Raw genomic sequence first — 26,747 nt, forward strand, 5'->3', positions numbered from 1 at the left:
CTTTCTGCTTATGCCGACTGTCCGGTCGAAATGGGGGGCAGTTCACAAGTCAATGTGATCCCGCTTTTCAAGCTTGGTTCGAGGCACCCAATTATTACCAAGGCTGCGCTCTGCGATAAAACGCTCTGATAAATCGTCCAAAGTTACTGTCGTTTTTTTGAGGCTTGGTATCGGCATAGGCAAAGAAGCCGATGCGACAGGGATAGATTGTCCTAAATCAAAGTGATCCAGCGAGTCGTCATAGGCTAGAACCGATGCAATGAGACTGCGGAATGCCGGTTTGATATCTCGCTGCAGCCAACGGTACTGCTCACTATCTGGAAGGATGTTGAGTTGGTATTTCCTGATGAACGTGGCCAACAACTCGTCTTCGGTTTTGTTCGTCGGGATAGGCGTATCGTTATCAATTGCCTTCTGTACCTCCTGATGGCGAGCGATGAATTTCTCGCGATCAGACAAACTGAGCCTGCCTGTTGCGGCAATATCGTGCTTCTTCTTTTCCAGAAGGTCTTTAAAATGGCGTATCAAAGCCGCCCGTATTTCATCGTACCGCATTCCGTATGCAATTCCGTCCTCAACCAACTCCTCACCTATCTGGATCAAGGACCGTGACAAACGCAATGCTTTTCGTGGATCGCGTGTCCGTAGCGAAAGCTTGATCGTTTCGGATTTCTGGCGTGGGTGTAGCTGCTTGGGCAATGGCCAGCGGAAGTAGAATACGCCATGCCGGGACTTGAGAATGTAGGAGGGGATAAACAAAGAAATGTCTCACCGAAATGTCCCACCTGCGGAAACCGGTATTCAAGTCTTTGATTTTAAAGGAAATGGTGCCGCTTACGTGACTCGAACACGTGACCCCGTCATTACGAATGACGTGCTCTACCAACTGAGCTAAAGCGGCCCGATTGTGACCCGTTTGTTGCGGATCAGCTTCATGGCGGGCTGATACAGGCAATGCTGACGGATTTCAAGCCTTGAATGTGCCGGTTTTGAAATTTCCGCAAAAAGCTTTGCCTGTCCGTTGTTTGGCGGTGGCGTCAGCCTTTCCCGCAGATGCGGTTTTTGGCCGTTTCATATTCATTTGCCAGACGATCGACGAGTGCTGCCACGGGTTCCACCGTTTTCACCGCGCCGATGCCTTGCCCTGCGCCCCAGATGTCCTTCCAGGCCTTTGCGCCACCGGTGGCGGTTTCAAAGTCCATCTTCGAGGGGTCGGCTTCGGGCAGATTGTCGGGGTCCATGCCGGAGGCGACGATCGAGCTTTTCAGGTAGTTTCCGTGCACGCCCGTGAAATAGTTCGAATAAACGATATCCTTGGCCTGGGCTTCCACAATCGCCTGCTTGTAACCTTCGGAAGCGCGCGCTTCCTGAGTGGCGATGAAGGGGGTGCCGATATAGGCCATGTCAGCACCCATGGCCTGCGCGGCGAGAATGGAGCCGCCATTGGCGATGGCGCCGGCCAACAGCAGCGGGCCGTCGAACCACTCGCGGATTTCCTGAACGAGGGCGAAGGGCGAAAGTGTGCCCGCATGTCCGCCGGCACCCGCCGCGACCGCAATCAGCCCATCCGCACCCTTGCGGATGGCAGAGCGGGCATGGCGGTCGTTGATGACGTCATGTAGCACGATGCCGCCATAGGAATGCACGGCTGCATTGACCTCTGGCACCGCGCCAAGCGAAGAAATCACCACCGGCACTTTGTATTTCACGCAAAGGCCGAGATCGTGTTCCAGCCGCCGGTTGGACATGTGCACGATCTGGTTGACCGCGAAGGGTGCGGCCGGGCGCTCGGGATTGGCACGGTTGTGCGCGTCGAGTTCCTCGGTGATCATCGCCAGCCACTCGTCGAGCTGGCTTTCGGGTCGCGCGTTGAGCGCCGGGAAAGCGCCGATGACGCCGGCCTTGCATTGCGCCAGCGTCAGTTGCGGATGTGAAATAATGAATAGCGGTGATGCTATGACCGGAAGACGCAGATTGTCTTTCAGCACGGACGGTAGCATGTCTCCTCCCACGAATTACGTTTACGCGCACGTAAGTCAATATCGCGTTCGGGAGCAGATTGAAAGCGAAAACAGCGTGGCACTTGCATCTCGAATCTGCGTTCGTAGCGCCACAATGGATCGATTTTCCTGAAAGCAATCCGGTCTTTATCATAAACGAAGCTTGCGGAGGGGCGGTATAGCCGTTACCGAATCGTGAACCCATGGCGCAGCGCCGCATATTTTTTGCAAAGCGTAATAGAACAAGGATCGGTCGTGAGCGGACTGGAAACGGCAATTAGAAATGCTCTGGAAAAATCGGACAGATCGAACGCCGAAGTTCGTGCACGGATTTACCAATCGTCCCGTCAGGCGCTGGAAGCAGGCCTGCGCAAGCAGGGGATAGACGATCCGCAGGTCGTCGCCCAGCAGCGGCAGCGGCTTGAAGGCCTGATCCACCAGATCGAGAATGAAGAGCGCAACAGTCTTCTGGACAGGGTGGAGCAGCAATTGCGCCCACCAGCACCGGAAAGTCCGGCGCAGGATGATCACGCGGTCGATCCCGTTTCGCAGGCGCCTCACCACGGCGATTTGGGTGTTGAGCCGGAACTGCGCGGTGAAACGCGCGATGTGCAGCCGGGTGCTGCCGTTGCTCCGGCGCCGCTGAATGCGGGGCAGCGCAATGGAAAGCCGCCGAAGAGAGGCTCCCGCGCCAGCGACTCCTCGCTTGCTTTCCGTCCGGAGGGCGCGGTTGGCCGTCGCAAGCGCCGGGGGCTTTTTGCCCGGCTTTTTATCTATGTGACGCTTCTGGCTTTTATCGGTTTCGGCGCCTGGTGGGTTTATTCTTCCGGCCTCCTGCTGTCTCCGGAGCAACGTGATACCAGCGTACCCAATCCGCCGGCGCAGGTGCAGGCGGAGGATTTCAACGGGACGGAGCCTGCGCCGAGCCTTTCCGCCGGCCGCGGTTTTTCCGATGACTGGGTTGAGGTCTTCAATGCGGAGCGTGGTAGTTCGGGCGTTTCGGCCGGCCAGCGCGCCAATGTCGAAAACATCGCCACACCCGCCGGCAAGGCTATAAAGATAACCTCGAGAAGTGTGGCGCAGGATGGCGCCGTCAGCGTCGAGGTTCCGGTGGAGGTGATGCGGGATATGGCGGGCAAGTCCTCGACCATTTCTATCACTTTGCAATCCTCCAGCGACCGGCAGACCCAGGTTTCAGTCGCCTGCGATTTCGCCACATTGGGCGATTGCTCCCGCCACCGCTTCACCGCCACGGCCGAGCGCGCGGACATGCTGCTGAACACGACATTCGAACGATCTCTCGCCCCCAATGCGCCGGGGAAAATCTTCATCAACAGCGATATCGACGGCAGCGGCCGCCCGATCAATCTTTATTCCGTGCGCATTCTGCCGGGCCAGTAACGGAAAAACGACAGGCGCCTCGAGTGGCGGCGCCTGTCATCGTCTTCCGGTCTCATTTGAGAAAATCCGGTCCTGATCCCAATATCTTGTCGTCGATTTCGCCGATCGCCTTCTCGTCTTTACCCTCATAGTCGAGCGTAAGAAGAATGTGACGGATGAGGTTCACCCGCGTGCGGCGCTTGTCGTTGGCGCGCACCACGGTCCAGGGGGCGGCATCGGTGTGGGTCTTTTCCAGCATCTCGTCGCGCTTTTGCGTATAGTCGTCCCATTTCGTCAGCGCGGCTATGTCCATATCCGAAAGCTTCCAGCATTTCAGCGGGCTGTGGCGGCGATCATGGAAGCGCTCGATCTGCGTTTCGCGACCGATGTCGAGCCAGAATTTGAAAAGATTGATGTCTTCATGGGCCAGCATCTTTTCCAGACGCGGCGTTTCCTTGAGGAAGAGCTTGTGTTCTTCCGGCGTGCAGAAACCCATGACCGGCTCGACCCCGGCGCGGTTATACCATGAGCGGTCGAAGAGAACGAATTCGCCGGCGGTCGGAAAATGCGAGATATAGCGCTGGAAATACCATTGGCCGCGCTCGGTTTCCGTGGGTTTGGTGAGCGCCACCACGCGGGCATAGCGGGGGTTGAGATAGGCCCGGGCCGCGAAGATCGCGCCACCCTTGCCCGCCGCATCGCGGCCTTCGAAAACCGCCATGACCCTTTTGCCGGTCGCCTGCAGCCAGAACTGAACCTTGACCAGTTCCACCTGCAGCGCCTCGAGAGCGGTGTCGTAGTCCTCCCGCTTCATCTTCTTGTCGTAGGGAAAATTGCCGGCGGAAAGTTTCTTTTCCTCAACCCATTCAGGAAGAACCGGATTGTCGATGTCGAAGCTGCGCAGTTTGCCGCCAATGGTGATCTCGACCGTCCGCTTCTTCGTTTCTTCGCCCATGGGTTCCTCCAGATGTTGTTGTGTAAAGGCAACTCGCCGCCAATGAGTTCACATCCATTGCCAGAATTCAAGTGAAACAGGACCGGTTGACCGGGATGCGGCGGCGGGAGCGATTGCCGCGTCGATTTTGCGCATATACGTTGTGGAAAATGCGCGATGATGAATCTCTGTCATGAAGCTGGCCTATGAGATTTCGATGCGCTGTCAGATGAGAATGGAAAGAGCAGGCTGAAATGGCAGTCATGAAAGGCGATGGTGGATTAAGGCTTTTGGGAAGGAAGCTCGGCCGGAACTGGTTGCCCGTTCTCATCGTCAGCATGCTCGCCATCGTGGCCGTTGCGGAACTCCATACACCCTATATGCCCGCCGCCCTTTGGCTTTGCGCCGTCATTGCCATTCTGGCCGTTGCGGAGGGCCCGGCGGCCGCCTCCGCAAAGGACGGAGTTGCGGCGGCGGAGACGGATGAGCCGGAAGTGCCCGGCGAAAACGTCATTTCGGGCGTAAGGGCGGGCCTCGCGGTTCTGGATACCCCCGTTTTCATTCTCGACAAGAACGCCAGCGTGCTGTTTCAGAACGGTGCTGCCGAACGCGCCTTCGGCCAGCTGCTTGCCGGTGCACATATTTCCGCCCGGCTGCGCTCTCCCGGCCTGCTGGATGTCATTCGCGAAACCATCACCACCGGCCAACCCAACCAGGTCGAACATTCGGAGCGCTTTCCTTCCGAACGGGTCTTTATCGTCCGCATCGCCCGTGCGGATGTAGGAGAGGGGGCCAGTCCGCCGTTCTACATCCTGTCGTTCCGCGACGTTTCGGAGCTTCGTCGCATCGACCGCATGCGTAGCGACTTCGTCGCCAATGCGAGCCATGAATTGCGCACCCCGCTCGCCTCGCTCCGCGGTTTCATCGAAACCATGCAGGGGCCGGCGCGCAACGACCCGAAGGCACAAGAGCGTTTCCTTGCCATCATGCTGGATCAGGCAACCCGCATGAGCAGGCTGGTGGACGATCTCATGTCCCTTTCGCGGCTGGAACTGCGCGCAAACATCGCGCCCGACCAGAAAGTCAATCTCGTTCCCGTCATCGGCCATGTGCGCGATACGCTGCTGCCCCTTGCCGACGAGCTTGATGTAACCATCACGCTGCACCTGCCGGACCGGCCGGCGGAAGTGCAGGGGGATCGCGACGAACTGGTGCAGGTATTCCAGAACCTAGTTGAAAATGCTTGCAAATATGGTCAGGAAGGCAAGGTCGTGGATGTCTGGCTGCGCGCCGAACCCGGCAAGCCGGTGGAGGTGAGTGTCATCGACAAGGGGCCGGGCATTCCCGCCGAACATGTGCCGCGCCTGACGGAGCGTTTTTATCGTGTCAGCGTCGCCGACAGCCGCTCGAAAAAGGGCACGGGCCTCGGGCTTGCCATCGTCAAGCACATCCTCACTCGCCACCGCGCCCGCCTCATCATTAAATCGGAATTGGGCAGCGGCACGGACTTCACCGTAAGATTCTGACATAAAATATGCATCTGCTTTTAACGTCGTGAATATTTATAAATTAAATCAGTAATTTAGACTGTCACAAATCTTTCGTCAAAGTGACATAAAAGGATGTGGCTACGGTGGTTAAGAAAAGGTCGCCGAGCGCAAGCTAAGAGCGAGTGTCGCTATCGGCTGCGTCCACAACAAAGCCCACGACGGGAGAGACAAATGAACATCGTTAAATTTTCCGCAGCAGCTCTGGTGGCTTCTGTCGCCTTCGCTGGCGCCGCCGCTGCTCGCGACCAGATCCAGGTTGCCGGTTCCTCCACGGTTCTGCCCTACGCCAAGATCGTTGCCGAGACTTTTGCCGAAACCTTCCCGAACTTCAAGGCTCCGGTTGTTGAGTCCGGCGGCACGGGCGGTGGTCTGAAGGCATTCTGCTCGGGCGTGGGCGAAGGCACCATCGACATTGCAAACGCTTCGCGCAAGATCAAGAGTGACGAACTGGCTGCCTGTAAGGCTGCTGGCGTCACCGACGTTCAGGAAGTGAAGATCGGTTACGACGGTATCGTCTTTGCGATGGACTCTTCCAACAAGGACATCAAGCTCGAGCCGAAGGATCTTTACCTCGCTCTCGCTGCTGAAGTCGTCAAGGACGGCAAGCTCGTTGCCAACCCCTACAAGAAGTGGTCGGAAATCAACAAGGAACTGCCTGACGTAGCGATCGCCGCTTACATCCCGGGCTCCAAGCACGGCACGCGCGAAGTCTTCGAAGAGAAGATCATGGCTGACGGCTGCAAGGAAGCCGGTGCCACCGATGTCATCAAGACGCTCATCACCGACGCCAAGCAGGCTGCTGCAAAGTGCGTTGCAGTCCGTAAGGACGGCGCAGCTGTCGACATCGACGGCGACTACACCGAAACGCTCGCTCGTATCGATGCCAACAAGACCGGCCTTGGCGTTTTCGGCCTGGCTTTCTATGAAAACAACGCTGACCGTCTGAAGGTCGCAACCGTTTCGGGCGTCGTTCCGTCCACCGAAACCGTTGCCAGCGGCAAGTACCCGGTTTCCCGCCCGCTGTTCTTCTACGTGAAGAAGGCTCACCTGGGCGTTATCCCGGGCCTTAAGGAATATGTCGAGTTCTTCGTTTCCGACGAGATGATCGGCCCGGATTCCCCGCTCGCCAACTACGGCCTGGTTGCCGCCCCGGACGCAGAGCGCGAAGAAATCCGCTCGAAGTTCTCGGCCGGTTCCACGATGTAATAGAAAGAGGGGTGCGGCTCTGCCGTGCCCCTCATTCCGCTTCGCTGAGGCCGTTATCCGCGGTTGACAGTTCCTACTCATCGCCATCCACATGATTGTCGATGGATTACAGATGGATAGGATGTATCAACCTTGACGCTTGCCAGACGATGATACAGTCAGGCGGCAGGCATCATGGGATGGTCCAGCGGTCTCGTTTTGATGACTTTTTGATTTGCCCGATATCGCACCGTGCTCTTGAGGCACGCCGAGGGAACTCTAATGAACACATCGATCCTTTTGCTGATACTGGCGCTCATCGGCATCGGCAGCTATCTGCTCGGCAGCCGCCGCGCCGTTGCCCTGTCTGGTGGTCGCCCCTCCAGCATGCATTCCCGTGCCGGTTATCACGGCTCTTACGCGGTCGTCTGGGCTGTTTTGCCCGCGGCGTTCATTCTCTGTGCCTGGCTCGTTATCAGCCCCCTGTTCGTCACATCGGCGGTGCGCGGTAATTTCCCCGAGGACGTGCGGGCGCAATCCGAAGCGCAGCAGAGCCTGACCTATGGTATGGTGACCTCCATCGCCCGCGGTCTTCAGCGGCTGACGCCGGAAGAAACCGCTCAGGTTGAGGCCGATACGGCTGCGGTCCGGCCTCTTCTGGCATCGAAGGGTGTGGCGATCGCCGGTGATCCCGAGCGCTTCATGGTTGATGCCGCCCAGACGCTCAACGGCATGACCTCCACCAGCCGCATCGCGATGATTGCCGTCGTGCTGCTGGCCGCGCTCGGCGGCGGCGCCTATGCGCTGCGTGCGATCGCGCCGCGCTTCCGGGCGCGCAACCAGGTCGAGAAGGTCATTCTCGCTGCCCTGCTCGTCGCCTCGTCCATCGCTATCCTCACGACCATCGGTATCGTCCTGTCGATGCTGACGGAGGCGATCCAGTTCTTCACCATGGTCCCGGCGCACCAGTTCTTCTTCGGAACGGTATGGGATCCGCGTTTTGCGGCAGCCGGTGCGACCGACTCCTCCGGCCAGTTCGGCCTGATCCCGCTGCTCGCAGGTACGCTTTACATCGGCTTCGTCGCCATGCTGGTCGCGGTTCCCGTGGGTCTGTTTTCGGCGATCTATATGTCCGAATATGCCTCGCCGCGTCTGCGCTCCGTGGCAAAGCCGCTGCTCGAAGTGCTCGCCGGCATCCCCACCATCGTCTACGGCTTCTTCGCGCTGACGACGGTTGGTCCTTTCCTCAGAGACATTTCCACGCAGATCAATGGTCTGGCGACGGGTAATTACGCCAACTTCATCCAGGCGCAGAGCGTCATCACCGCCGGCTTCGTCATGGGCATCATGCTGATCCCCTATGTCTCGTCGCTGTCGGACGATATCATCACCGCCGTGCCACGCTCGCTGCGTGACGGTTCCCTCGGTCTCGGCGCTACACGGTCCGAAACCATCAAGAGGGTCATCGTTCCCGCCGCTCTTCCCGGCATCGTCGGCGCTGTGCTGATGACGGCATCGCGCGCCATCGGCGAAACCATGATCGTGGTTCTCGCGGCCGGCGTTGCGGCCCGTCTGCAGCTCAATCCATTCGAGCCCATGACCACCGTGACGGTCAAGATCGTCAGCCAGCTGACCGGCGACCTTGAATTCACCTCGCCGCAGACGCTGGTCGCCTTTGCGCTCGGCATCACGCTTTTCGCCATCACGCTTTGCCTGAATATCTACGCGCTTTACATCGTGCGCAAATACCGGGAGCAATATGAATGACCGACATCGTCTCTCCCGCAGCCGGCGCGAACGCCGCGAACAGGGCCACGCGCCGTGATATCGGCATCAAGCGCCGTTATGCCGCCGAACGCCGCTTCCGTGCTTACGGCATGGCAGCGATTTCCTTCGGCCTCATCTTTCTCTTCCTGCTGCTTTTCTCGGTGGTTTCCAAGGGTTACACTGCCTTCCAGCAGACGATGATCACCGTTCCGGTCGAGTTTTCCGAACAGATCATCGATCCGAAAAATGAGCGCGCCACCAATCCGGCGAAGCTGATGACGGCCAATTATCCCGTTGTTGCCCGTGACGCGGTCGCCAAGGTCCTTGGTGTTGCGCCGACGGACCGCGCCGGTCTTCGTGCCGTCAACCTCTTGATCTCCGACAGCGTGCGCACGCAGCTTCGCGACATCGTCGTCGCCGATCCCGCCGTCATCGGCACCACGCGCACGGTCACGCTTCTGGCCTCGGGCGACGTCGACAGCGCCTTCAAGGGCCAGGTCGATATGACCGCCGATGAAGCCAATCGCCGTATCTCGAACCAGCAGCTCGGCTGGATGAACCAGCTCGCCGAAAGCGGCCAGCTCGGCAAACATTTCAACACCGGCATTTTCGTCAACGGCGCTTCGAGCCGTCCGGAAGCGGCGGGTGTCGGCGTGGCGCTGATCGGTTCCTTCTACATGATGCTGATCGTGCTGGTGCTGTCATTGCCGATCGGCGTTGCGGCCTCGATCTATCTCGAGGAATTCGCCCCGAAGAACCGTCTGACGGATCTTATCGAGGTGAATATCAACAATCTCGCGGCTGTTCCTTCGATCGTTTACGGTCTGCTCGGCCTCTCCGTCTTCATCAACTTCATGGGCTTTCCGCGCTCGGCTTCGCTGGTCGGCGGTCTTGTCCTGACGCTGATGACCCTGCCGACGATCATCATCGCGACCCGCGCTGCCCTGAAAGCCGTGCCGCCGTCTATCCGCGCCGCAGCCCTCGGCCTCGGCGCTTCCAAGATGCAGACGATCTTCCACCATGTGCTGCCGCTCGCCATGCCGGGCATTCTGACCGGCACCATCATCGGTCTCGCCCACGCGCTGGGCGAAACGGCGCCGCTGCTCCTGATCGGCATGGTGGCATTCGTTGCGAATTACCCGACGACGCCGATGGATCCGTCCACGGCCCTGCCGGTGCAGATTTACATGTGGGCGAACGAAGCCGAGCGCGCCTTTGTCGAAAGGACATCCGGCGCTATCATCATCCTGCTTTTGTTCCTCATCGTCATGAATGTTGGCGCAATCCTGTTGCGTCGCCGCTTCGAGCGGCGCTGGTAGAGGGAGATTGAGCAATGAACATGTTGTCGGAAGCAGCAGTTGAAAAGGCGCTGGACAAGAAAATGAATGAAGTCTCATACAAGATGATCGGCAAGGACGTTTCGGTTTATTACGGCGAAAAGCGCGCGCTTTACGACGTGAACCTCAACGTTCGGGAAAATACGGTGACCGCGCTTATCGGCCCGTCCGGCTGCGGTAAATCCACCTTCCTGCGCACCCTGAACCGTATGAACGACACGATCGACGGTTGCCGGGTCACCGGCAAGATCACGCTCGATACCGACGATATCTACGATCAGGCGATCGACGTTGTGGAATTGCGCGCCCGCGTCGGCATGGTGTTCCAGAAGCCGAACCCCTTCCCGAAGTCGATCTACGAGAACATCGCCTATGGCCCGCGTATCCACGGCCTTGCCCGCAACAAGGCGGATATGGACCAGATCGTCGAGCACAGCCTGCAGAAGGCGGGTCTCTGGAACGAAGTGAAGGATCGCCTGTTGGAGTCCGGCACCGGCCTTTCCGGCGGTCAGCAGCAGCGCCTGTGCATCGCGCGCGCGGTTGCCGTCAGCCCGGAAGTGATCCTGATGGACGAGCCCTGCTCGGCGCTGGACCCGATCGCGACCGCCAAGGTCGAGGAATTGATTCACGAGCTGCGTACCAATTACACGATCGTCATCGTTACGCACTCCATGCAGCAGGCGGCGCGTGTTTCCCAGCGCACGGCCATGTTCCACCTTGGTCATCTTGTCGAAGAAAACGAAACCGACAAGATGTTCACCAATCCGGACGACCAGCGCACGCAGGACTACATCATGGGCCGCTTCGGCTGATCCCGGCCGGCGCTTTATCGAAACCGAACAAGACTGGTGCCTCTGCCGTGCCCGCTTCCGGGTACGCGCATGCAGGCCAAGCCGGAGGACTAGACCATGACACAGACAACGACCCATTCGCATATCCTGTCGGCCTATGACGACGAACTGAAATTCCTGACGCGCCGCATCGCCGAAATGGGCGGTCTCGCGGAACAGATGTGTGCCGATGCCGTGCGTGCGCTCGTCAATTCCGACGCCGCGCTCGCTCAGAAGGTCATTTCCGATGACGCGATCCTCGATCATTCCGAGCGCGAGATCGGCGACAAGGCCATCGTCACCATCGCCAGACGCCAGCCGATGGCGGCCGACCTTCGCGAGATCATCGGCACGCTGCGTATCGCCGGCGACCTTGAACGCGTTGGCGACCTTGGCAAGAACACTGCCAAGCGTGTGATCGCGGTTGCCGGAACCGGTGTGCCGCGCAAGCTCGCCCGCGGCATAGAGCACCTGTCGGAGCTTGCGCTGGTGCAGCTCAAGGAAGTCCTCGACGTCTATTCCACGCGTTCCGCCGAGAAGGCCAATGCCATCCGCGAGCGCGACGAGGAAATCGACGCCATGTATACGTCGCTCTTCCGTGAGCTTCTGACCTACATGATGGAAGATCCGCGCAACATCACCACCTGCACGCATCTTCTGTTCTGCGCCAAGAACATCGAGCGTATCGGCGACCACGCCACCAATATCGCCGAGACGATCTATTACATGACCACCGGCAGCCAGCCGGAAGGTGAGCGTCCGAAGGACGACAGTTCCAACACGCTCGGTTCGGTGACCGAGTAACAGACGAGCAGCGGCTTGCGGAGTTAGCATATGGTGCCCAAGATTGCAGTTGTGGAAGACGAGGAAGCGCTGAGCGTCCTCCTTCGTTACAATCTCGAGGCTGAGGGATATGACGTCGACACGATACCCCGTGGAGACGAAGCAGAAATCAGGCTGCAGGAACGTATTCCGGACCTTCTTATCCTGGATTGGATGCTTCCCGGCGTTTCCGGTATCGAACTGTGCCGTCGGCTCAGAATGCGGCCGGAAACAGAACGCCTGCCCATCATCATGCTGACGGCGCGCGGCGAAGAAAGCGAACGGGTTCGCGGCCTTGCCACCGGCGCCGACGACTATGTCGTCAAGCCGTTTTCGACACCGGAACTCATGGCCCGGGTCAAGGCCATGCTGCGCCGGGCCCGTCCCGAGGTTCTCTCCTCGGTGCTGAAGTGCGGTGATATCGAGCTGGATCGCGAGACCCATCGCGTTCACCGCAAGAGCCGCGAAGTGCGCCTCGGCCCGACGGAGTTCCGCCTGCTGGAATTCCTGATGACCTCTCCAGGCCGGGTTTTCTCCCGCTCGCAATTGCTGGATGGCGTGTGGGGTCACGATATCTATGTGGATGAGCGCACCGTCGACGTGCATGTCGGGCGCCTGCGCAAAGCGCTCAATTTTTCGCATATGCAGGATGTCATCCGTACCGTGCGCGGCGCCGGATATTCGATGGAAGCCTGAGCAAGACTCGACCGACGAGTTACACTCGGGGCAACATCCCGCCAAAAACCGAAAGGCCCGAAACCGGAATGGTGTCGGGCCTTTCGGTTTTTGGACGTCCCCAACCACGACGGCTTCATCCTTCTTGATGGGATGACGGACAATTGGCTGAAATCCCGCCCGCTCAATCGGGATTGTGGGTCGGGTTCGACAGCGATGGAGGATAGGGTTCGGCGCTTCGCCCGTGAGTTGACCCCCGGAACCGCCTGAATTTTGTCATAAAAAAACGGGCCCGAAGGCCCGTAGTTTTTGAGTGTCGAATGCGTGCCGCAACACTCAAGCCTTGCGGCGCTCGCTTACCGGCTGATAGGCGAGTTTCGCATGGAACTTGCAATAGGGCGAAGATTCCAGCGCTTCACAACCGCAGAAATGGAAATCATCCTTCAGCGGATCGCCGACCGGCCACTTGCAGGTGCGCTCCGTCAGTTCCGTCAGCGTCAGGCGACGGGAAATCGGCGAGACCACGTTTTTGGAAGGAACGTAATCGAGAACCTGTGCGGTCTCGATGTCGATCTCCTCATTCAGCGCGGTTGCCGCGTTCGAACGGGTGAGAATCCGCGCCGGCGCTGCATTGACGCGGCCTGCAAAGGTTGTCGCGCGTGGGGCAGGTGCAGCGGTGCGCTTGGGCGCAGAGCGCGCCGAAGTGACCGGACCGCCAGCCTTGACGCGTCCCGGCAGATTGAGGCGATGGACCTTGCCGATCACGGCATTACGGCTGACGCCGCCGAGCTGCGCTGCAATCTGGCTGGCGCTAAGGCCCTCGGACCATAATTTCTTGAGTTTCTCGACTCGTTCGTCTGTCCAGTTCATGCCGCTTCTCCGCTCGTCGCGTATAATGTCGGCAGAATCCTTCTCCGTCTCGCGGGCGTGCCGCGAGCGTGGTTTCTGCCGGATTTTTGGTGACTAGTTCCGCCGCAATGCAGTCTAGTAATTAGCGATTAACCTAGTGCCACGCAGACTCCGTGGCAAGAGTCGCGGGATTCATCTCGAATCGATTTTCCGGTTTTCCCCAACTTGCTGGCGAGTTGAGTCTGAAAGGCAACACCTTGGGCCTCGCAGGCCGCCACCTACTAGGGCTTGAGAAGCCCGGGAAATACGGACTTTTGTTGACATCGGCAGGCGAAGTGACAATAGTGCCCCTGCCGCCGCGAGGCGGCATTTTTGATTTTCAGGCGAGGGATAACCCCCAGAGCCTATTGACAACCGTCTGACAGCGCATCTGCGCAAGGAGTGATACAGCCATGGCCGAAGCCGCCGCGCCATTGTTCGATACGTTTGCAAGAGCCCCCCTGCGCTTCGAGCGAGGCGAGGGCGTCTGGCTGTTCACGGAGAGCGGCGAACGATATCTGGATTTTGCGGCCGGCGTAGCGGTCAATTCGCTGGGCCACGCCCATCCGCACCTCGTGGAAGCGATCAAGACCCAGGCCGAGAAGGTCTGGCACGTCTCAAACCTTTATGAAGTGCCGGGCCAGGAAAAGCTCGCCAAGCGCCTGACGGAAGCGACCTTCGCAGACAAGGTCTTCTTCACCAATTCCGGTGCGGAAGCGCTGGAATGCGCGATCAAGACCGCGCGACGTTATCATTATTCCAAGGGGCATCCGGAAAAGTTCCGGATCATCACCTTCGAAGGCGCCTTTCATGGGCGTACGCTGGCAACGATCGCCGCCGGCGGCCAGCAGAAATATCTCGAAGGTTTCGGTCCCAAGGTCGAAGGTTTCGACCAGGTGCCCTTCGGTGACGTTGATGCGCTGAAAGCCGCCATCACGGCCGAGACGGCTGCACTTCTGATCGAGCCCATTCAGGGCGAGGGCGGCATCCGTGCGCCCAGCAAGGAATTCCTGCAGCTGCTGCGGTCGCTCTGCGATGAGCATGGCATGCTGCTGATTTTCGATGAGGTCCAGACCGGCGTCGGCCGCACGGGCAAGCTGTTTGCCTATGAGCAGACGGGTGTCGCGCCCGATATCATGGCGGTGGCCAAGGGTATCGGCGGCGGTTTCCCGCTCGGCGCATGCCTTGCGACGGCGGATGCCGCTTCCGGCATGACGGCGGGCGTGCACGGCACCACCTATGGCGGCAACCCGCTGGCCATGGCTGTGGGCAATGCCGTGCTCGATGTCGTCCTCTCCGAGGGCTTTCTGGAGAAGGTCCGTGATGTCGCGCTGGTCTTCCGCCAGGGCCTTGCTTCGCTGAAGGATCGTTATCCTGATGTCATCGAGGAAATTCGCGGCGAAGGCCTGCTTCTCGGCATCAAGGCGAAGGTCCCGTCGGGCGAACTGCTGCAGGCCATGCGCGGCGAGCATCTGCTCGGCGTGCCCGCGGGCGACAACGTCATCCGTCTCCTGCCGCCGCTCGTTACCACGGCGGAAGAAGCCCGTGAGGGGCTGGCACGCGTGGAAGCGGCCGCCGCTTCCCTGACAGCGAAACAGGCAAAAATCGCCTGAGGAAACAATAAAGGGCGGGCCTCTTCCCGGAGGCTCGCGAGCATGGGACGTTTGAAATGGCTTCACCTAAACATTTTCTTGACCTGTCGGCCGTCAGCTCGCAGGACCTGCGGGCAATTCTCGACGATGCCCGCGCGCGCAAGGCCGCAACCAAGGCCGGAACGGCGGAAAAGCCGCTTGCCGGCAAGATGCTGGCAATGATCTTCGAAAAGCCCTCCACCCGCACCCGCGTCTCCTTTGATGTCGGCATGCGCCAGCTTGGTGGCGAGACGCTTTTCCTCTCTGGTACTGAAATGCAGCTCGGTCGTGCCGAAACGATCGGCGATACGGCCAAGGTGCTGTCGCGTTATGTCGACGCCATCATGATCCGCACGACGGATCATTCGCGCCTGCTGGAGCTTGCCGAGCACGCAACCGTGCCGGTTATCAACGCCCTGACTGACGACACGCATCCCTGCCAGATCATGGCTGACATCATGACCTTCGAGGAACATCGCGGCCCGGTCAAAGGCAAGACCATTGCGTGGACGGGTGACGGCAACAACGTCCTGCATTCCTTCGTGGAAGGCTCGGCCCGCTTCGGTTACCGCATGACAATGGCGGTGCCGATGGGTTCCGAACCCCATGACAAGTTCCTGAACTGGGCCCGCAACAATGGCGGCGAAATCATGTTGTGCCACGATGCCGACAAGGCCGTGGCCGGGGCCGATTGCGTCGTCACCGATACCTGGGTTTCCATGAACCAGGAACACAAGGCGCGCGGCCACAACATCTTCCAGCCCTATCAAGTCAACGAAGCCCTGATGGCCAAGGCGGAAAAAGACGCGCTGTTCATGCATTGCCTGCCGGCCCATCGCGGTGAAGAAGTGACGGATGCCGTGATCGACGGTCCGCAATCGGTGGTCTTCGACGAGGCGGAAAACCGCCTCCACGCGCAGAAGTCCATCATCGCCTGGTGCATGGGCGCCATCTGAGCAATTCCCCCGGCCTGACACGCGTCACGCCGGGTGCTTGAACTTGCCCGCATAGATTACCATCTGTGGGACTTCGAAGAGGCTCGTCGGTTTTGCTGGCGGGCCATCATCACGATTTGCACGTTTTTCCCGGAAGCGGTTTCTCTTCCCGGGTCTCTGTGCGACAAGCGGAAAAAGCACATTTTAAAAGCCGGACTTTTGGACGGTAGCGGCGCCACGGCTGCGCCAAGGAGTATGACATGGCAAATGTAACGGTTGAACTGGACGATCTCGATTTTGCTGGCGACGACAAGGTTGTGCCCTTTCAGGTCGAAGGTCTGGATGTGCGCGGCCGCGCCGTACAGGTTGGGCCGCTGCTGAATGCCATTCTCGAGCGGCACGATTATCCTGCCGCGGTCGCCCGCCTGCTGGCGGAAGCGACTGTTCTGACGGCGCTGATCGGCACGTCGCTCAAGTTTTCCGGCAAGCTGACCCTCCAGACCAAGGGCGACGGCCCGGTCGACCTGCTGGTCGCGGATTTTACCGCGCCTGAAAGCATGCGCGCTTACGCCCGTTTCGACGAGGAGCGGCTGGCCGCGGCGATTGCGGAAGGCGCAACCTCACCGGAGCAATTGCTCGGCACCGGCATTCTGGCCTTCACGATCGATCAGGGCGTGGGCATGCAGCCTTATCAGGGCATCGTGCCGCTCGATGGCTCGTCGCTGGAAGACATTGCCGGGGTTTATTTCCGTCAGTCGGAACAGCTGCCCACCCGCGTGCGGCTGGGCGTTGCCGAGTTCTTCGACCGTGATGGCGAAGGCAAGCCGCGTCATGGCTGGCGTGCGGGCGGCGTTATCGCGCAGTTCCTGCCGCAGGCGCCCGAGCGGCTGCGTATGCGCGACCTGCATGGCGGCGACGGCGATGAAAGCGGTCACGAGGTGCAGGAGGATGATGCCTGGATGGAAGCCGTCACGCTGTTGAACACGGTGGATACCGACGAGCTGACCGATCCGCAGGTGCCGGTGGAACGCCTGCTCTTCAGGCTTTTCCATGAGAGCGGCGTGCGCATCTATGATCCGCAGGCAGTTTTCGACCGTTGCAGCTGCTCGCGGGACAAGATCAAGGGTGTGCTGTCAGGCTTCACCGCCGAAGAGATCAAGGCGAGCGAGGAAGACGGGGCCATTGCCGTGACCTGCGAGTTCTGCTCCACCACCTATCGCTACGATGTCAGCGAATTTGAAAATGCCTGAATAGAAAGCCGTGCCCCACAAAGGGTGCGGCTTTTTCATTGCCGGGCGAGTGGTTAGTTCAGAACCCGCATCAGGCCCGGTGAATCCAGCGAAAAGGCGGGTATGGTGACGTTGAACACCTCGCCATTTTCCGTTTCCATTTCATAATGCCCGAACATCAGGCCCGAGGGTGTGTCCAGCGGGCAACCCGAAGAGTATTCGTAGCTGTCGCCGGGTTTAAGATGTGGCTTCTCACCCACGACGCCAGGCCCATAGACCTCATCGACCTGTCCGTTCTGATCGGTGATGTGCCAATAGCGATTGACGAGGGTTACCGGAATATCGGAGTTGTTCGCGATCACGACTTTGTAGCCCCAGACGTAACGATCGTCATCCGGGTCGGATTGTTCCTCGAGATAATACGGGTCGACCGTTACCTCGATATCCCTTGTCAGAGCACGATACATACGCGCCACACCTCGATATTATGCCTGCCGCCACATCCTACACTATAGGTTCTGGCTATCGTCAAGAAAATGAATGACTTGACGGGCAGGGGGCATCTCCTGTTGCGCTGCTTTCCATCGTTAGGGATAACGGGAAAGGTAAATATTGGTTGCCTGATAGGGTCTTTTCGGACCGCACCGGCGAACCATGGCCCGACACGCGGTCAGGCCATGGCGATTTGCCGATTGAATTTTCAAGCCGAAACGGCCGCCAGACCCTTCACCAGATCTTCCAGCAGATCGTCGGTATCCTCGATGCCGCAGGAAAGGCGCAGGGTGCCGCCGGAAATACCGAGTTCAGCACGCGCCTCGTCGGAGAGGTTCTTGTGCGTCGTCGTGCCGGGATGGGTGATAAGGCTCTTGGCGTCGCCGAGGTTGTTGGAAATCTTCACGATCTCAAGCGCGTTCTGCAGCTTGAAGGCCGCTTCCTTGCCACCCTTCAGTTCGAAAGCCACCAGCGTCGAGCCGCCGGACATCTGCCGTGCGATGATGTCGGCCTGCGGATGGTCGGCGCGGCCGGGATAGATGACCTTGGCGACCTTGCCGTTATCGGCGAGAAAATCGGCGATTTTGCCGGCATTGGCCGTCTGCTGCTTCACACGCAGCGGCAGGGTCTCGATGCCTTTCAGAAGCGTCCAGGCATTGAACGGCGACATGGCCGGGCCGGTATGGCGGAAATAATCCTGCAGCTCTTCTTCGATCCACTTCTTGTCAGAAAGGATCACGCCGCCGAGGCAGCGGCCCTGGCCGTCAATATGTTTGGTGGCCGAATAAACAACGATATGGGCGCCGAGTTCGAGCGGCTTCTGGAAAAGCGGCGTCGCAAAGACGTTGTCGACCACTACCTTGGCGCCGATCTGGTTGGCGAGCTTCGCCACGCCGGCAATATCCACCACTTCGAGCGTCGGATTGGTCGGGCTTTCGAGGAAGAACAGCTTGGTGTTGGGCTGGATCGCCTTTTCCCAATTGCCGAGATCGCGACCGTCGATCAGCGTGCATTCGATGCCGTATTTCGGCGCGAGCGTTTCGACCACCCAGCGGCAGGAGCCGAAAAGGGCGCGGGCAGCAACGATATGGTCGCCGGCGCGCAGCTGGCACATGATGGCGGCGGTGACGGCGGCCATGCCCGACGCAAGTGCGCGGGCGTCTTCAGCGCCTTCCAGCAGGCACATGCGCTTTTCGAACATGTCGTTGGTAGGGCTCGCATAACGGGCGTAGATGAACCCGTCCGTTTCACCCTTGAAGCGCGCTTCGGCGGCTTCGGAGTTTTCGTATACGAAACCCTGGGTCAGATAGATCGCTTCCGACGTTTCACCGTAAGGGGAGCGTAGCGTACCGCCGTGAACGAGCTGGGTTGCCGGGCGCCATTTATTGCTCATGTGATCACCTTCAAAACAAAAAAACCGGCCGCAAAAGCAGACCGGTTCCTAGCACCCGGTCTTTTTAGCCACTTGTTTAACGTGGCTGCAAGCCGACCGGCCAAATCACCACGGGATAAGCTTGCCATACTGCCGTTACCGGCTTGCGTCAATGCTTTCCTTTTGGTTTTGTCGCCGTAAAAAGGAATGATGACCATGACGAGAACCACGGGCATTTTGGCGGATGGCGCGATCAAGGCGCTGTTTGCAGGCGGCAAGCTGAAGAGCGAGGCCGATCTCGATGCTGATCAGGTGCAGCCTGCCAGCCTTGATCTCAGGCTCGGCTCGAAGGCCTATCGCGTGCGCGCCAGCTTTATGCCCGGCCCCGGAACCCACGTCCTCGACAAGCTCAATCGTCTCAGCCTGCACGAGATCGACCTCACCCAGGGCGCGGTGCTAGAAACCGGTTGCGTTTATATCGTTCCCTTGATGGAAAGCCTTGCGCTGCCGGCGGACATGTCTGCCTCGGCCAATCCGAAAAGCTCGACCGGCCGTCTCGATATCTTCACCCGCGTGATGACCGATAATGCGCAGGAATTCGACAAGATACCGGCCGGTTATGTCGGCCCGCTCTATCTGGAAATCAGCCCGCGCACATTCCCCATCGTGGTGCGCCGCGGCTCACGCCTGTCGCAGATCCGCTTCCGCATTGGCCATTCGCTGCTCAATGAAAGTGAACTGCTGAAGCTGCACGAGACGGAAATGCTGGTCGCAAGCGACACGCCCAACGTGACCGGCGGCGGCATCGCGCTTTCGATCGACCTCAAGGGTTTCGGTGAAAACGGGCTGATCGGTTATCGCGGCAAACATCACACGGCGGTGGTGGATGTCGACAAGAAGGCCCAGCACGACGTTCTCGATTTCTGGGAACCGCTCTACGCACGCGGCCGCGCCGAATTGATCCTCGACCCGGATGAATTCTATATTCTCGTCTCACGCGAAGCTGTCCACGTTCCGCCGCTTTACGCGGCTGAAATGACGCCCTTCGACCCGTTGGTGGGCGAGTTCCGTGTGCATTACGCCGGCTTCTTCGATCCGGGCTTCGGCCATGCGCAGGCGGGCGGCACCGGCAGCCGCGCCGTGCTCGAAGTGCGCAGCCACGAGGTGCCCTTCATTCTGGAACACGGGCAGATCGTTGGCCGGCTTGTTTACGAGCACATGCTGCAGAAACCGGAAGGCCTCTATGGCAGCGGCCTCGGCTCCAACTATCAGGCCCAGGGGCTGAAGCTTTCCAAGCATTTTCGCACCGAATAACGAAACCGGCGGGTGCTTGACACCCGCTGCGAACTATCCGATGTCTTATGCGCGCGCGGGTGTAGCTCAATGGTAGAGCAGCAGCTTCCCAAGCTGAATACGAGGGTTCGATTCCCTTCACCCGCTCCAGCGATGCCGCGATCCATGTGCCGGAATATTAAAGGTCATAAGAGAAAGCAGCATCCCGATGGCGCAGTCCCTCAGCGAGATCAGTAAATTTCTAAGCTATGTCCTTCGTCACAAACCGGATGCGATCAGTATCGAACTCGACGCGGAAGGGTGGGCCAATATCGACGAGTTGATAGCAAGAGCCGATATTCCCCTTACGCATGAGTTGCTGCTTGAGATTGTCGATACCAGCGACAAGAAGCGGTTCGCCATTTCTGCCGATGGGCAATTCATCCGGGCCAATCAGGGCCATTCGGTGGTGGTGGATCTCGGTCTCGAGCCTGTAAAGCTACCCGTTTTGCTCTATCACGGCACAGCCACCCGTTTTCTCGGCAGCATCAGGGAAAAGGGATTGCTCCCGCAGAACCGGCAATATGTCCATCTCTCCGCTGATAAAGAAACAGCGAGAAGAGTTGGAGAAAGGCACGGAAAACCTGTTATTCTGACGATCTCCGCCCTGGCGCTGCATCAGGGAGGCCATCGTTTCTTTCAGGCCAAAAATGGTGTCTGGCTCAGGAATGAGATAGAGCCGGGCTCTCTTCCGGGGCTGCCGGAAGAGGTGGGCTGAAGCCACTATTTTCCGCGGAACAGCCTGAAATGGTGGGATACGGTCTTGGCCGGATCGTCGTGGAGCCGGCTTTTGGGAGTAGTACACAATTTAGCTTGACTACGATTAAATTGCACGTAATAGTTGATGCAGTCGTAACATAGGGAAAGTGTTATGAGTCGCAAACTTCTTTCGGAATTTCTGGGAACCTTTTGGCTCGTGTTCGGAGGATGCGGCAGCGCGGTTTTTGCCGCCGCCTTTCCCGAACTCGGCATCGGCTTCCTTGGTGTCGCTTTCGCTTTTGGTCTGACCGTTCTGACCATGGCCTACGCGGTTGGCGGCATTTCAGGCGGTCACTTCAATCCGGCTGTTTCAGTTGGCCTCACGGTTGCCGGTAAATTCCCGGCGGCAAGCCTCGTGCCTTATATCGTGGCGCAGGTTCTGGGGGCGATCGTCGCGGCTGCGGCGCTTTATGTCATCCTCACCGGCAAGGCAGGGGCTGACATTGGCGGTTTTGCCGCCAATGGTTATGGCGAACATTCGCCGGGCGGATATTCTGTCGTATCGGCGCTGCTGATCGAAGTCATTCTGACGGCATTTTTCCTTATCGTCATTCTGGGGTCGACGCATGGCAGGGTTCCGGCCGGCTTCGCGCCGATCGCCATCGGTCTTGCCCTTACCCTTATTCATCTGATTTCCATTCCGGTCACCAACACATCCGTCAATCCGGCCCGCTCGACAGGACAGGCGCTGTTCGTCGGCGGATGGGCGCTGCAGCAGCTCTGGCTGTTCTGGCTCGCTCCGATCCTTGGCGGCGCCATCGGGGCCGTGATCTGGAAAATTTTCGGCGAGGAAGAGAAGGCCGGCCACACCGGTTCGGTTCAACCTGCGCAGACATGAATAAGAGGCTTTGTTTCCTCGAATGGTCGAGGAAACGACTGAGGAGGATGACATGGATCTTGCTTCGATATTGGCCCAAATCGTTGGCGGTGCGGTAGGCGGCACGGCCGGTGGAAAGATAGTGAAGGACTCCGATCTTGGTTCGCTCGGCAACCTGATTGCCGGCGCCATTGGCGGCCTCGGCGGCGGAACCGTGCTCGGATCGCTGCTTGGCGCGGCCGGAGGTGCAGCAGCTGGCGGCGTGGATATCGGCGCTCTTGCCGGTCAGCTCGTTGGCGGCGGTGTCGGTGGTCTGATCGTGCAGATCATCGTCGGCCTGATCAAGAACAAGCTCGTTGCCAAGTAGAGCGGTTCGGTCGCCTTCAGGATGAAATGACGGACCTTGCCGAAGGAGGAGCTTCGTTCGGCAAGGCATTAGCTTCTATTATTGATGACACCGGTAATGCAAGGCCTGAAGCGGCTTTGCGGATAACAGCATGTCGCTGAAACCATGAAGCGTCGCCGCGGTTGGCCGAAAGAAGCACCAAAACTATTTTGACTGTTTTCGAAAATGCCGGGTCAGTCGGTTTTTTTGACGACCGGCGCGTGTGGTGTCTTGTTCCATGTGAAGGGTTTGGTTTTGAGCTCCACCACGGCCCGCCAGGCCGCGACTGATAATATCAGCCAATATGCGGGCATCGCCAGCCATCGCCTTCCGACATGTCGTCTTTCATAGGCGATCATTCTGCTTCGGCCCATCAGCACGAAGATCGTGTAGCTCCCGGCGATATTCAGCACATCGATAAAAAACAGCAGACCTTGCCAGGTGAGTAGCAGATCAGCACCGTTTTCCCGGATGGCGATAGTCATGAATGCCAGGGAAACGAAGAGCAGGGGATGGGCAAGCGACGACAGAAGCATGCCACCGATCAGCAGCTGAAAAACCATATAGGCAAACCATCCCATGTCGCGCGCGGTCGCAAAAGGCGCACGGGTCATCACCAGCCAGCTTTGCAGCCAACCCTTGTACCAGCGTGTTCGCTGGTTCAGCCACACGGGTAGCGAGGTCGGCGCGTCCTCCAGCGTCTGTCGTCGGATGACGCCGCAACGATAACCGAGCCGATGCAGCCTGAGTCCGAGATCGGCGTCCTCAGTTACATTATAGGGATCCCAGGCGCCGGCCCGCCGCAGCACGGCGGTCCGGAAATGATTGGAGGTGCCGCCAAGCGGCAGCGGCAAGCCGTGTGTGGCAAGCGCAGGTAACATGCAGCGGAAGAGGCCGGAATACTCCAAGGCGAAACAGGCGCTGAGCCAGGAGGAAGAGGCATTGCTGATGATAAGCGGCGCCTGCAGGCAGGCCACCTCGTCTGGCTCATTGCGGAAGGCGGTATAGGCTTCACGCAATTGCTGCGGATGGGGCCGGTCCTCGGCATCATAGACCACAACGAATGCGCCGCGCGCGCCGGAAAGCGCATAGGTGAGGGCTTTGGGTTTGGTGCGCGGCAGGGAAGGCGGCACCCTGACAACCTCTATATGTGGGCCGGGGTTTATCCGCCGGATCGCCTCGATCGTTGCGTCGTCGTCAGCCTCGCAGACAAGCTTGATGTCCAGTCGGGATCTGGGCCAGTCCAGACGTTCCAATGCGCCGATGAGCTGCCCGACGACGGCCTCTTCTCGATAAAGCGTCACCAGAACGGTATAGACAGGCAGTTCGTTTTCCTGCCGAGGAAGCGAGACAGCACCGTTTTCCGTGGGTGCATGGACGAGGGCGAACAGCCTGAAAAGCAGGGTAAAGAGGTAAAGAAGCGTCAGGGTAACATGCAGATAGGCAAATGCCGCTTCCGTATAAAACAGCAGCGATAGAATGAGCAGGGTAACGAGAACGCCACTGCAGAAACCCTGCTGGCCGTGCAGCGTGATCCTGGCGGAATGGTGTGGCGCCGTATTGAAAAGCCGCTGCTGGGTTTCCGCCAGGCGGCGGGCCTCGCCCGCTTTCCAGATTGCGTTGCGCATGGCTTGCGGTGTGGTTACGGCAAATTCGTCGAGAAGACGCGGGCGCTGATCCAGCATGTTTTTCAGAGACGCCATCCGCGCCAGTTCCGGCACGATCAGCAGCGTCGGCGTGCCGTGCAGCGGTGTCAGCCGCAGCAACCTTGGTTCGGCAAGTTGAGTGTCCAGTCGGTTCAGGTCCACCACCCGGCCCGGGCTTATTTCCGGAAGAAACGGCAACCGCAGCAATCTGGCGAAAGCGCTGAAATAGGCATCCGCCGTTACGAGACTGCTTGCCAGCAATTCGTCTTCTACAGTCGAGCCATTTTCCAGCGCCAGCTGTTCGAATGCCTCGATATAGGGCTTGCCAAATCCCAGCGAAGAGAGAAAGCGGGCTTGTTCGGCCTGGTCCTGTTCGGAAGCGGCCCAAAGCGGATCATCGCTGGTACGGGAAAATGCAATTTTTCGTGTCGCCGGCGTCGTACAAAACGAATCTCGTGTATATTGCCTAAAATAATCCATGCATCGCCGCCGCCGTCATGGTGCCGCCCCACTTTCTGTCACGGATAGTATAGATGAGAATGACGAATGTAACGCGGAATATAGGTATCGGTTTTACTTTAGCTCTCGCTTTACAATTGACTGGTTTTATTGGTGAAGTTCGTGCGGAGGGATTGTCGGACGGAAACCGGATGCCGGTGTTGTTCGATGCGCAGGAGCGATTTCCGGGCGGCGACCTTTCTTCCGTTCCCCGCATCAGATTTCTGATGGCGGTCGATTTTCCGCCGTTCAATTTTACCGATCAGGAAGGCCGGCTTGCAGGTTTCCATGTCGATCTGGTGCGTGAAATCTGCGCCCAGTTGAAGGTCGAAAGCAAATGCCAGGTGCAGGCGCTGCCGTTTGACGAGCTGGAGGCGGCGCTTGAAATGGGGGAGGGCGAAGCGGTCATTTCCGGCCTCGCCACCACTGCCGATCTGCGCAAGAGTTTCACTTTCTCGCGGCCCTATCTGTTGATGCCTGCCCGTCTTGCGGTGAACAAGGCGGCGAAATTCACCGGCTCCGGCGCTGATGCGCTTTCTGGAAAGAAGGTGGGTGTGGTTGCCGGTTCTCGGCACGAACAGATGCTGAAAGCTTTCTTTCCAAAGGCCGCGGCCGAGGGTTTCGAGGGCTATGAACCCATGTATGACGCGTTGAAGAAAGGCAAGGTGGACGCCATCTTCGCCGACGGTCTGCGCCTGCCTTTCTGGGTTTCGGGAAGCGCGTCCGAAGGTTGCTGCGCGCTCTTCGGTGGTCCCTATATGTCCGACAGGTTTCTCGGCGAAGGCCTGTCCATCATGACAGTCGATCCCGACAACGTGCTTGTTCCGGCTTTCGATCAGGCGCTGGCGGCCCTTTCCCGCAACGGCCGGCTGGAAGAAATATACCGGCGTTATTTCCCTTACGGGCTCTATTAGAGAGAGCCGGCCACCAGGTTGGTTCTGAAGCCAGCTCTTATTTGGCCGGCGCGAAAACCTCTTCGTTTCGGCGCAGGCGCAGCAGCGCGATCCACACGGCGGCGGCGATCGCGGTTTCCACCATGAAATAGCTGCCGATCGTTCCCGAAATGCTGAAGGACCAGGTGAAGAAGGCGACGACGACGGAGCCGATGAGATTGCCGCTGTTCCAGATCTTCGCGCGAATATCCTGCCGTCCGGATGCGCCCAGCGCCTCAAGCGCGGTGGCGGCAACGGCCATGGGCAGAACCGCCCAGCAAAGCACGCGGGTGATGACGGGCAGCGAGACATATTCATCGCCGAACAAAAGCGGCAGGAAGGGTGCGATGATGAAAATGACGAGCGCACTGCCGGTTGCGATGAAAAGTGCAGCCTTCAGCACATTATAGGCGCGTTCTATGGTCTTGCTGATGCCCTGCAGGGCGGCGGAGGCCGAACCCGGATAGATCAGCCGGTTGAGGGCCTCGACGGAGAGATAGGAACTGTCGAGAATGCGCCGGGCGATGGAATAACTGCCCAGCACCTCGGCGCTGGCAATGGCGCCGAGAACGAGAATATCGGCATTGCCGCGCACGGCCTTGAACAGGAACTGGGTGGAGAACAGGATGCCGATGCGGATTTCCTCACGCACGATGCGGAACACCGGGCGGCCGAGTCTTGCGATCGCCTTCACCGAAATCATGGCTGCAATCGTGTGGGCTGCGAGGTTCCACAGTGCCCAGGCCTCCACGGTTTCCACCTTGAAGATGAGGCAGGCGACCACTGCGGCAATGGTGCGGGCGACGGCAAACATCACTTCCAGCTTGTTGGCGGAGGCGAAGTCGGAATGGGCGATGAAGCTCTGCGTGGAAAGCGAGATGACTTTCAGGAGGACGAGGTTGGTGAACAGGATCAGGAAGGTGGTGATCAGCGTGTGCAGCAGGGTTTCCGAGGTCGGGAAAAATACCGGGATCGTCACCATGCCGATGATTGTCAGCACCACGCCTGTCGCGGCGCTCAGGAGATAGCTGTGGCCGAGCATGACGGGAAACATGCTGCGATCCTGCGCGACGCGGCGGATCAGTGATTCCTGCGAACCGATACCGCAAATCTGGACACCGAGATTGGTGACGGCCGTGATGGATGCGTAAAGCGCGAATTGTTCGACACCGAGATGGCGGGCAAGCAGCGCGAAGGTCAAAAGCTGGGCGGCGCTGGACATGAGGAGCGCTCCGCCTGACGCCATGTAGGTCAATCCCAGTCTGACTAGATGGCCGAGCCGCGGCGTATTGAACGACACCTCATTCTCCATGTTTTCCGGCATTGCCGGGGGAATTCAAAAATGACTGCG

Annotated in this window: 24 protein-coding genes, 2 tRNA genes and 1 riboswitch; of the genes, 17 read left to right on the plus strand and 9 right to left on the minus strand. The window is 59.0% G+C overall.

From position 1 onward, the window contains the following. Window positions 1-42: 42 nt before the first annotated feature. The 3 genes from MRBLRC7O_RS00495 to MRBLRC7O_RS00505 all read right to left on the minus strand — a co-directional run bounded on the left by MRBLRC7O_RS00495 (window position 43) and on the right by MRBLRC7O_RS00505 (window position 2,000). A complete protein-coding gene (locus MRBLRC7O_RS00495; protein WP_367727269.1) occupies window positions 43-759 on the minus strand; it encodes a DUF6538 domain-containing protein in 717 nt (238 codons plus the stop codon). Window positions 760-825: 66 nt separating this feature from the next. Beyond that, window positions 826-901 (minus strand) — tRNA-Thr (locus MRBLRC7O_RS00500). A gap of 136 nt (window positions 902-1,037) precedes the next feature. Further along, window positions 1,038-2,000 carry an NAD(P)H-dependent flavin oxidoreductase gene (locus MRBLRC7O_RS00505; RefSeq protein WP_003503575.1) on the minus strand — a complete coding sequence of 321 codons (963 nt, stop codon included), beginning with the start codon at window positions 1,998-2,000 and terminating at the stop codon, window positions 1,038-1,040. A 255-nt stretch (window positions 2,001-2,255) separates the two neighbouring features. Here MRBLRC7O_RS00505 and MRBLRC7O_RS00510 point away from each other — a divergent pair, with 255 nt between their 5' ends. Next, complete coding sequence (locus MRBLRC7O_RS00510; protein WP_003503573.1) at window positions 2,256-3,401, plus strand: hypothetical protein; 1,146 nt, start codon at window positions 2,256-2,258, stop codon at window positions 3,399-3,401. Between the two features lie 52 nt (window positions 3,402-3,453). Here MRBLRC7O_RS00510 and ppk2 read toward each other — a convergent pair whose 3' ends face one another. Continuing rightward, a complete protein-coding gene (gene ppk2 / locus MRBLRC7O_RS00515; protein ID WP_003503570.1) occupies window positions 3,454-4,335 on the minus strand; it encodes a polyphosphate kinase 2 in 882 nt (293 codons plus the stop codon). 242 nt (window positions 4,336-4,577) lie between these two features. On the opposite strand from ppk2, the gene phoR reads away from it, so the two are divergent. From phoR to phoB, 7 genes are all read left to right on the plus strand, one after another. Further along, entirely contained in the window at window positions 4,578-5,840 is a 1,263-nt protein-coding gene (phoR, locus tag MRBLRC7O_RS00520; RefSeq protein WP_050816415.1) for a phosphate regulon sensor histidine kinase PhoR, read from the plus strand. A 195-nt stretch (window positions 5,841-6,035) separates the two neighbouring features. Further along, a complete protein-coding gene (locus tag MRBLRC7O_RS00525; RefSeq protein WP_003503566.1) occupies window positions 6,036-7,070 on the plus strand; it encodes a substrate-binding domain-containing protein in 1,035 nt (344 codons plus the stop codon). 261 nt (window positions 7,071-7,331) lie between these two features. Continuing rightward, window positions 7,332-8,816, plus strand: coding sequence for a phosphate ABC transporter permease subunit PstC (pstC, locus tag MRBLRC7O_RS00530; protein ID WP_003503565.1), 1,485 nt, complete (start codon window positions 7,332-7,334; stop codon window positions 8,814-8,816). Then, entirely contained in the window at window positions 8,813-10,135 is a 1,323-nt protein-coding gene (pstA, locus tag MRBLRC7O_RS00535; protein WP_003503558.1) for a phosphate ABC transporter permease PstA, read from the plus strand. The genes pstC and pstA overlap by 4 nt, the downstream gene beginning before the upstream one ends. Window positions 10,136-10,149: 14 nt before the next feature. Continuing rightward, complete coding sequence (gene pstB / locus MRBLRC7O_RS00540; RefSeq protein ID WP_003503557.1) at window positions 10,150-10,965, plus strand: phosphate ABC transporter ATP-binding protein PstB; 816 nt, start codon at window positions 10,150-10,152, stop codon at window positions 10,963-10,965. A gap of 96 nt (window positions 10,966-11,061) precedes the next feature. After that, window positions 11,062-11,787: a phosphate signaling complex protein PhoU gene (phoU, locus tag MRBLRC7O_RS00545; protein WP_003503555.1), complete on the plus strand. Its 726-nt coding sequence runs from the start codon at window positions 11,062-11,064 to the stop codon at window positions 11,785-11,787. 30 nt (window positions 11,788-11,817) lie between these two features. Beyond that, on the plus strand, window positions 11,818-12,501 hold the full coding sequence (gene phoB / locus MRBLRC7O_RS00550; RefSeq protein WP_003493692.1) for a phosphate regulon transcriptional regulator PhoB: 684 nt from the start codon (window positions 11,818-11,820) through the stop codon (window positions 12,499-12,501). Window positions 12,502-12,816: 315 nt separating this feature from the next. Here the strand turns inward: phoB and MRBLRC7O_RS00555 are convergent, their stop codons facing one another. Next, a complete protein-coding gene (locus tag MRBLRC7O_RS00555) occupies window positions 12,817-13,350 on the minus strand; it encodes a GcrA family cell cycle regulator (RefSeq protein WP_003503553.1) in 534 nt (177 codons plus the stop codon). A 431-nt stretch (window positions 13,351-13,781) separates the two neighbouring features. On the opposite strand from MRBLRC7O_RS00555, the gene MRBLRC7O_RS00560 reads away from it, so the two are divergent. The 3 genes from MRBLRC7O_RS00560 to MRBLRC7O_RS00570 all read left to right on the plus strand — a co-directional run bounded on the left by MRBLRC7O_RS00560 (window position 13,782) and on the right by MRBLRC7O_RS00570 (window position 17,184). Next, complete coding sequence (locus MRBLRC7O_RS00560; protein ID WP_003503552.1) at window positions 13,782-14,981, plus strand: aspartate aminotransferase family protein; 1,200 nt, start codon at window positions 13,782-13,784, stop codon at window positions 14,979-14,981. Between the two features lie 56 nt (window positions 14,982-15,037). Continuing rightward, window positions 15,038-15,955: an ornithine carbamoyltransferase gene (gene argF, locus MRBLRC7O_RS00565; protein WP_003503550.1), complete on the plus strand. Its 918-nt coding sequence runs from the start codon at window positions 15,038-15,040 to the stop codon at window positions 15,953-15,955. Between the two features lie 239 nt (window positions 15,956-16,194). Next, entirely contained in the window at window positions 16,195-17,184 is a 990-nt protein-coding gene (locus MRBLRC7O_RS00570) for an Hsp33 family molecular chaperone (RefSeq protein ID WP_031234114.1), read from the plus strand. A gap of 53 nt (window positions 17,185-17,237) precedes the next feature. Here the strand turns inward: MRBLRC7O_RS00570 and apaG are convergent, their stop codons facing one another. Both apaG and MRBLRC7O_RS00580 read right to left on the minus strand, forming a co-directional pair. Then, window positions 17,238-17,630: a Co2+/Mg2+ efflux facilitator ApaG/CorD gene (gene apaG / locus MRBLRC7O_RS00575; protein ID WP_003503545.1), complete on the minus strand. Its 393-nt coding sequence runs from the start codon at window positions 17,628-17,630 to the stop codon at window positions 17,238-17,240. Between the two features lie 233 nt (window positions 17,631-17,863). Next, entirely contained in the window at window positions 17,864-19,048 is a 1,185-nt protein-coding gene (locus tag MRBLRC7O_RS00580; protein ID WP_080865796.1) for an O-succinylhomoserine sulfhydrylase, read from the minus strand. Window positions 19,049-19,091: 43 nt separating this feature from the next. Next, window positions 19,092-19,170: riboswitch (SAM riboswitch) on the minus strand. 73 nt (window positions 19,171-19,243) lie between these two features. On the opposite strand from MRBLRC7O_RS00580, the gene MRBLRC7O_RS00585 reads away from it, so the two are divergent. The 5 genes from MRBLRC7O_RS00585 to MRBLRC7O_RS00605 all read left to right on the plus strand — a co-directional run bounded on the left by MRBLRC7O_RS00585 (window position 19,244) and on the right by MRBLRC7O_RS00605 (window position 22,302). Further along, window positions 19,244-20,341 (plus strand): 2'-deoxycytidine 5'-triphosphate deaminase, encoded by a 1,098-nt coding sequence (locus MRBLRC7O_RS00585; protein ID WP_080866518.1) that lies wholly within the window; start codon window positions 19,244-19,246, stop codon window positions 20,339-20,341. A gap of 55 nt (window positions 20,342-20,396) precedes the next feature. After that, a tRNA-Gly gene (locus MRBLRC7O_RS00590) sits at window positions 20,397-20,470 on the plus strand. Between the two features lie 58 nt (window positions 20,471-20,528). Further along, window positions 20,529-21,077 (plus strand): RNA 2'-phosphotransferase, encoded by a 549-nt coding sequence (locus tag MRBLRC7O_RS00595; protein WP_111820546.1) that lies wholly within the window; start codon window positions 20,529-20,531, stop codon window positions 21,075-21,077. A 153-nt stretch (window positions 21,078-21,230) separates the two neighbouring features. Further along, window positions 21,231-21,956 (plus strand): aquaporin Z, encoded by a 726-nt coding sequence (gene aqpZ, locus MRBLRC7O_RS00600; RefSeq protein ID WP_080865799.1) that lies wholly within the window; start codon window positions 21,231-21,233, stop codon window positions 21,954-21,956. A gap of 52 nt (window positions 21,957-22,008) precedes the next feature. Then, window positions 22,009-22,302, plus strand: a complete 294-nt coding sequence (locus MRBLRC7O_RS00605; RefSeq protein WP_035212595.1) for a hypothetical protein — start codon at window positions 22,009-22,011, stop codon at window positions 22,300-22,302. A gap of 212 nt (window positions 22,303-22,514) precedes the next feature. On the opposite strand, the gene MRBLRC7O_RS00610 is transcribed toward MRBLRC7O_RS00605, so the two are convergent. Next, entirely contained in the window at window positions 22,515-24,446 is a 1,932-nt protein-coding gene (locus MRBLRC7O_RS00610; protein ID WP_162690770.1) for a glycosyltransferase, read from the minus strand. A 170-nt stretch (window positions 24,447-24,616) separates the two neighbouring features. Here MRBLRC7O_RS00610 and MRBLRC7O_RS00615 point away from each other — a divergent pair, with 170 nt between their 5' ends. After that, window positions 24,617-25,378 carry a transporter substrate-binding domain-containing protein gene (locus MRBLRC7O_RS00615; RefSeq protein ID WP_080865801.1) on the plus strand — a complete coding sequence of 254 codons (762 nt, stop codon included), beginning with the start codon at window positions 24,617-24,619 and terminating at the stop codon, window positions 25,376-25,378. A gap of 37 nt (window positions 25,379-25,415) precedes the next feature. Here MRBLRC7O_RS00615 and uppX read toward each other — a convergent pair whose 3' ends face one another. After that, window positions 25,416-26,708: a Wzx-type polysaccharide biosynthesis protein UppX gene (gene uppX, locus MRBLRC7O_RS00620; protein ID WP_161973993.1), complete on the minus strand. Its 1,293-nt coding sequence runs from the start codon at window positions 26,706-26,708 to the stop codon at window positions 25,416-25,418. Window positions 26,709-26,747 lie beyond the last annotated feature (39 nt).

This window comes from Agrobacterium radiobacter, assembly GCF_040801995.1.
Classification (GTDB): Bacteria; Pseudomonadota; Alphaproteobacteria; order Rhizobiales; family Rhizobiaceae; genus Agrobacterium; species Agrobacterium radiobacter.

Bases quoted from the DNA above. Each gene is read 5' to 3' on its own strand.
- MRBLRC7O_RS00505 (WP_003503575.1), bottom strand. From the start codon at position 2,000: ATGCTACCGTCCGTGCTGAAAGACAATCTGCGTCTTCCGGTCATAGCA.
- ppk2 (WP_003503570.1), bottom strand. From the start codon at position 4,335: ATGGGCGAAGAAACGAAGAAGCGGACGGTCGAGATCACCATTGGCGGC.
- phoR (WP_050816415.1), top strand. From the start codon at position 4,578: ATGAAAGGCGATGGTGGATTAAGGCTTTTGGGAAGGAAGCTCGGCCGG.
- MRBLRC7O_RS00525 (WP_003503566.1), top strand. From the start codon at position 6,036: ATGAACATCGTTAAATTTTCCGCAGCAGCTCTGGTGGCTTCTGTCGCC.
- pstC (WP_003503565.1), top strand. From the start codon at position 7,332: ATGAACACATCGATCCTTTTGCTGATACTGGCGCTCATCGGCATCGGC.
- pstA (WP_003503558.1), top strand. From the start codon at position 8,813: ATGACCGACATCGTCTCTCCCGCAGCCGGCGCGAACGCCGCGAACAGG.
- pstB (WP_003503557.1), top strand. From the start codon at position 10,150: ATGAACATGTTGTCGGAAGCAGCAGTTGAAAAGGCGCTGGACAAGAAA.
- phoU (WP_003503555.1), top strand. From the start codon at position 11,062: ATGACACAGACAACGACCCATTCGCATATCCTGTCGGCCTATGACGAC.
- phoB (WP_003493692.1), top strand. From the start codon at position 11,818: ATGGTGCCCAAGATTGCAGTTGTGGAAGACGAGGAAGCGCTGAGCGTC.
- MRBLRC7O_RS00555 (WP_003503553.1), bottom strand. From the start codon at position 13,350: ATGAACTGGACAGACGAACGAGTCGAGAAACTCAAGAAATTATGGTCC.
- MRBLRC7O_RS00560 (WP_003503552.1), top strand. From the start codon at position 13,782: ATGGCCGAAGCCGCCGCGCCATTGTTCGATACGTTTGCAAGAGCCCCC.
- argF (WP_003503550.1), top strand. From the start codon at position 15,038: ATGGCTTCACCTAAACATTTTCTTGACCTGTCGGCCGTCAGCTCGCAG.
- MRBLRC7O_RS00570 (WP_031234114.1), top strand. From the start codon at position 16,195: ATGGCAAATGTAACGGTTGAACTGGACGATCTCGATTTTGCTGGCGAC.
- apaG (WP_003503545.1), bottom strand. From the start codon at position 17,630: ATGTATCGTGCTCTGACAAGGGATATCGAGGTAACGGTCGACCCGTAT.
- MRBLRC7O_RS00580 (WP_080865796.1), bottom strand. From the start codon at position 19,048: ATGAGCAATAAATGGCGCCCGGCAACCCAGCTCGTTCACGGCGGTACG.
- MRBLRC7O_RS00585 (WP_080866518.1), top strand. From the start codon at position 19,244: ATGACGAGAACCACGGGCATTTTGGCGGATGGCGCGATCAAGGCGCTG.
- MRBLRC7O_RS00595 (WP_111820546.1), top strand. From the start codon at position 20,529: ATGGCGCAGTCCCTCAGCGAGATCAGTAAATTTCTAAGCTATGTCCTT.
- aqpZ (WP_080865799.1), top strand. From the start codon at position 21,231: ATGAGTCGCAAACTTCTTTCGGAATTTCTGGGAACCTTTTGGCTCGTG.
- MRBLRC7O_RS00605 (WP_035212595.1), top strand. From the start codon at position 22,009: ATGGATCTTGCTTCGATATTGGCCCAAATCGTTGGCGGTGCGGTAGGC.
- MRBLRC7O_RS00610 (WP_162690770.1), bottom strand. From the start codon at position 24,446: ATGGATTATTTTAGGCAATATACACGAGATTCGTTTTGTACGACGCCG.
- MRBLRC7O_RS00615 (WP_080865801.1), top strand. From the start codon at position 24,617: ATGCCGGTGTTGTTCGATGCGCAGGAGCGATTTCCGGGCGGCGACCTT.
- uppX (WP_161973993.1), bottom strand. From the start codon at position 26,708: ATGGAGAATGAGGTGTCGTTCAATACGCCGCGGCTCGGCCATCTAGTC.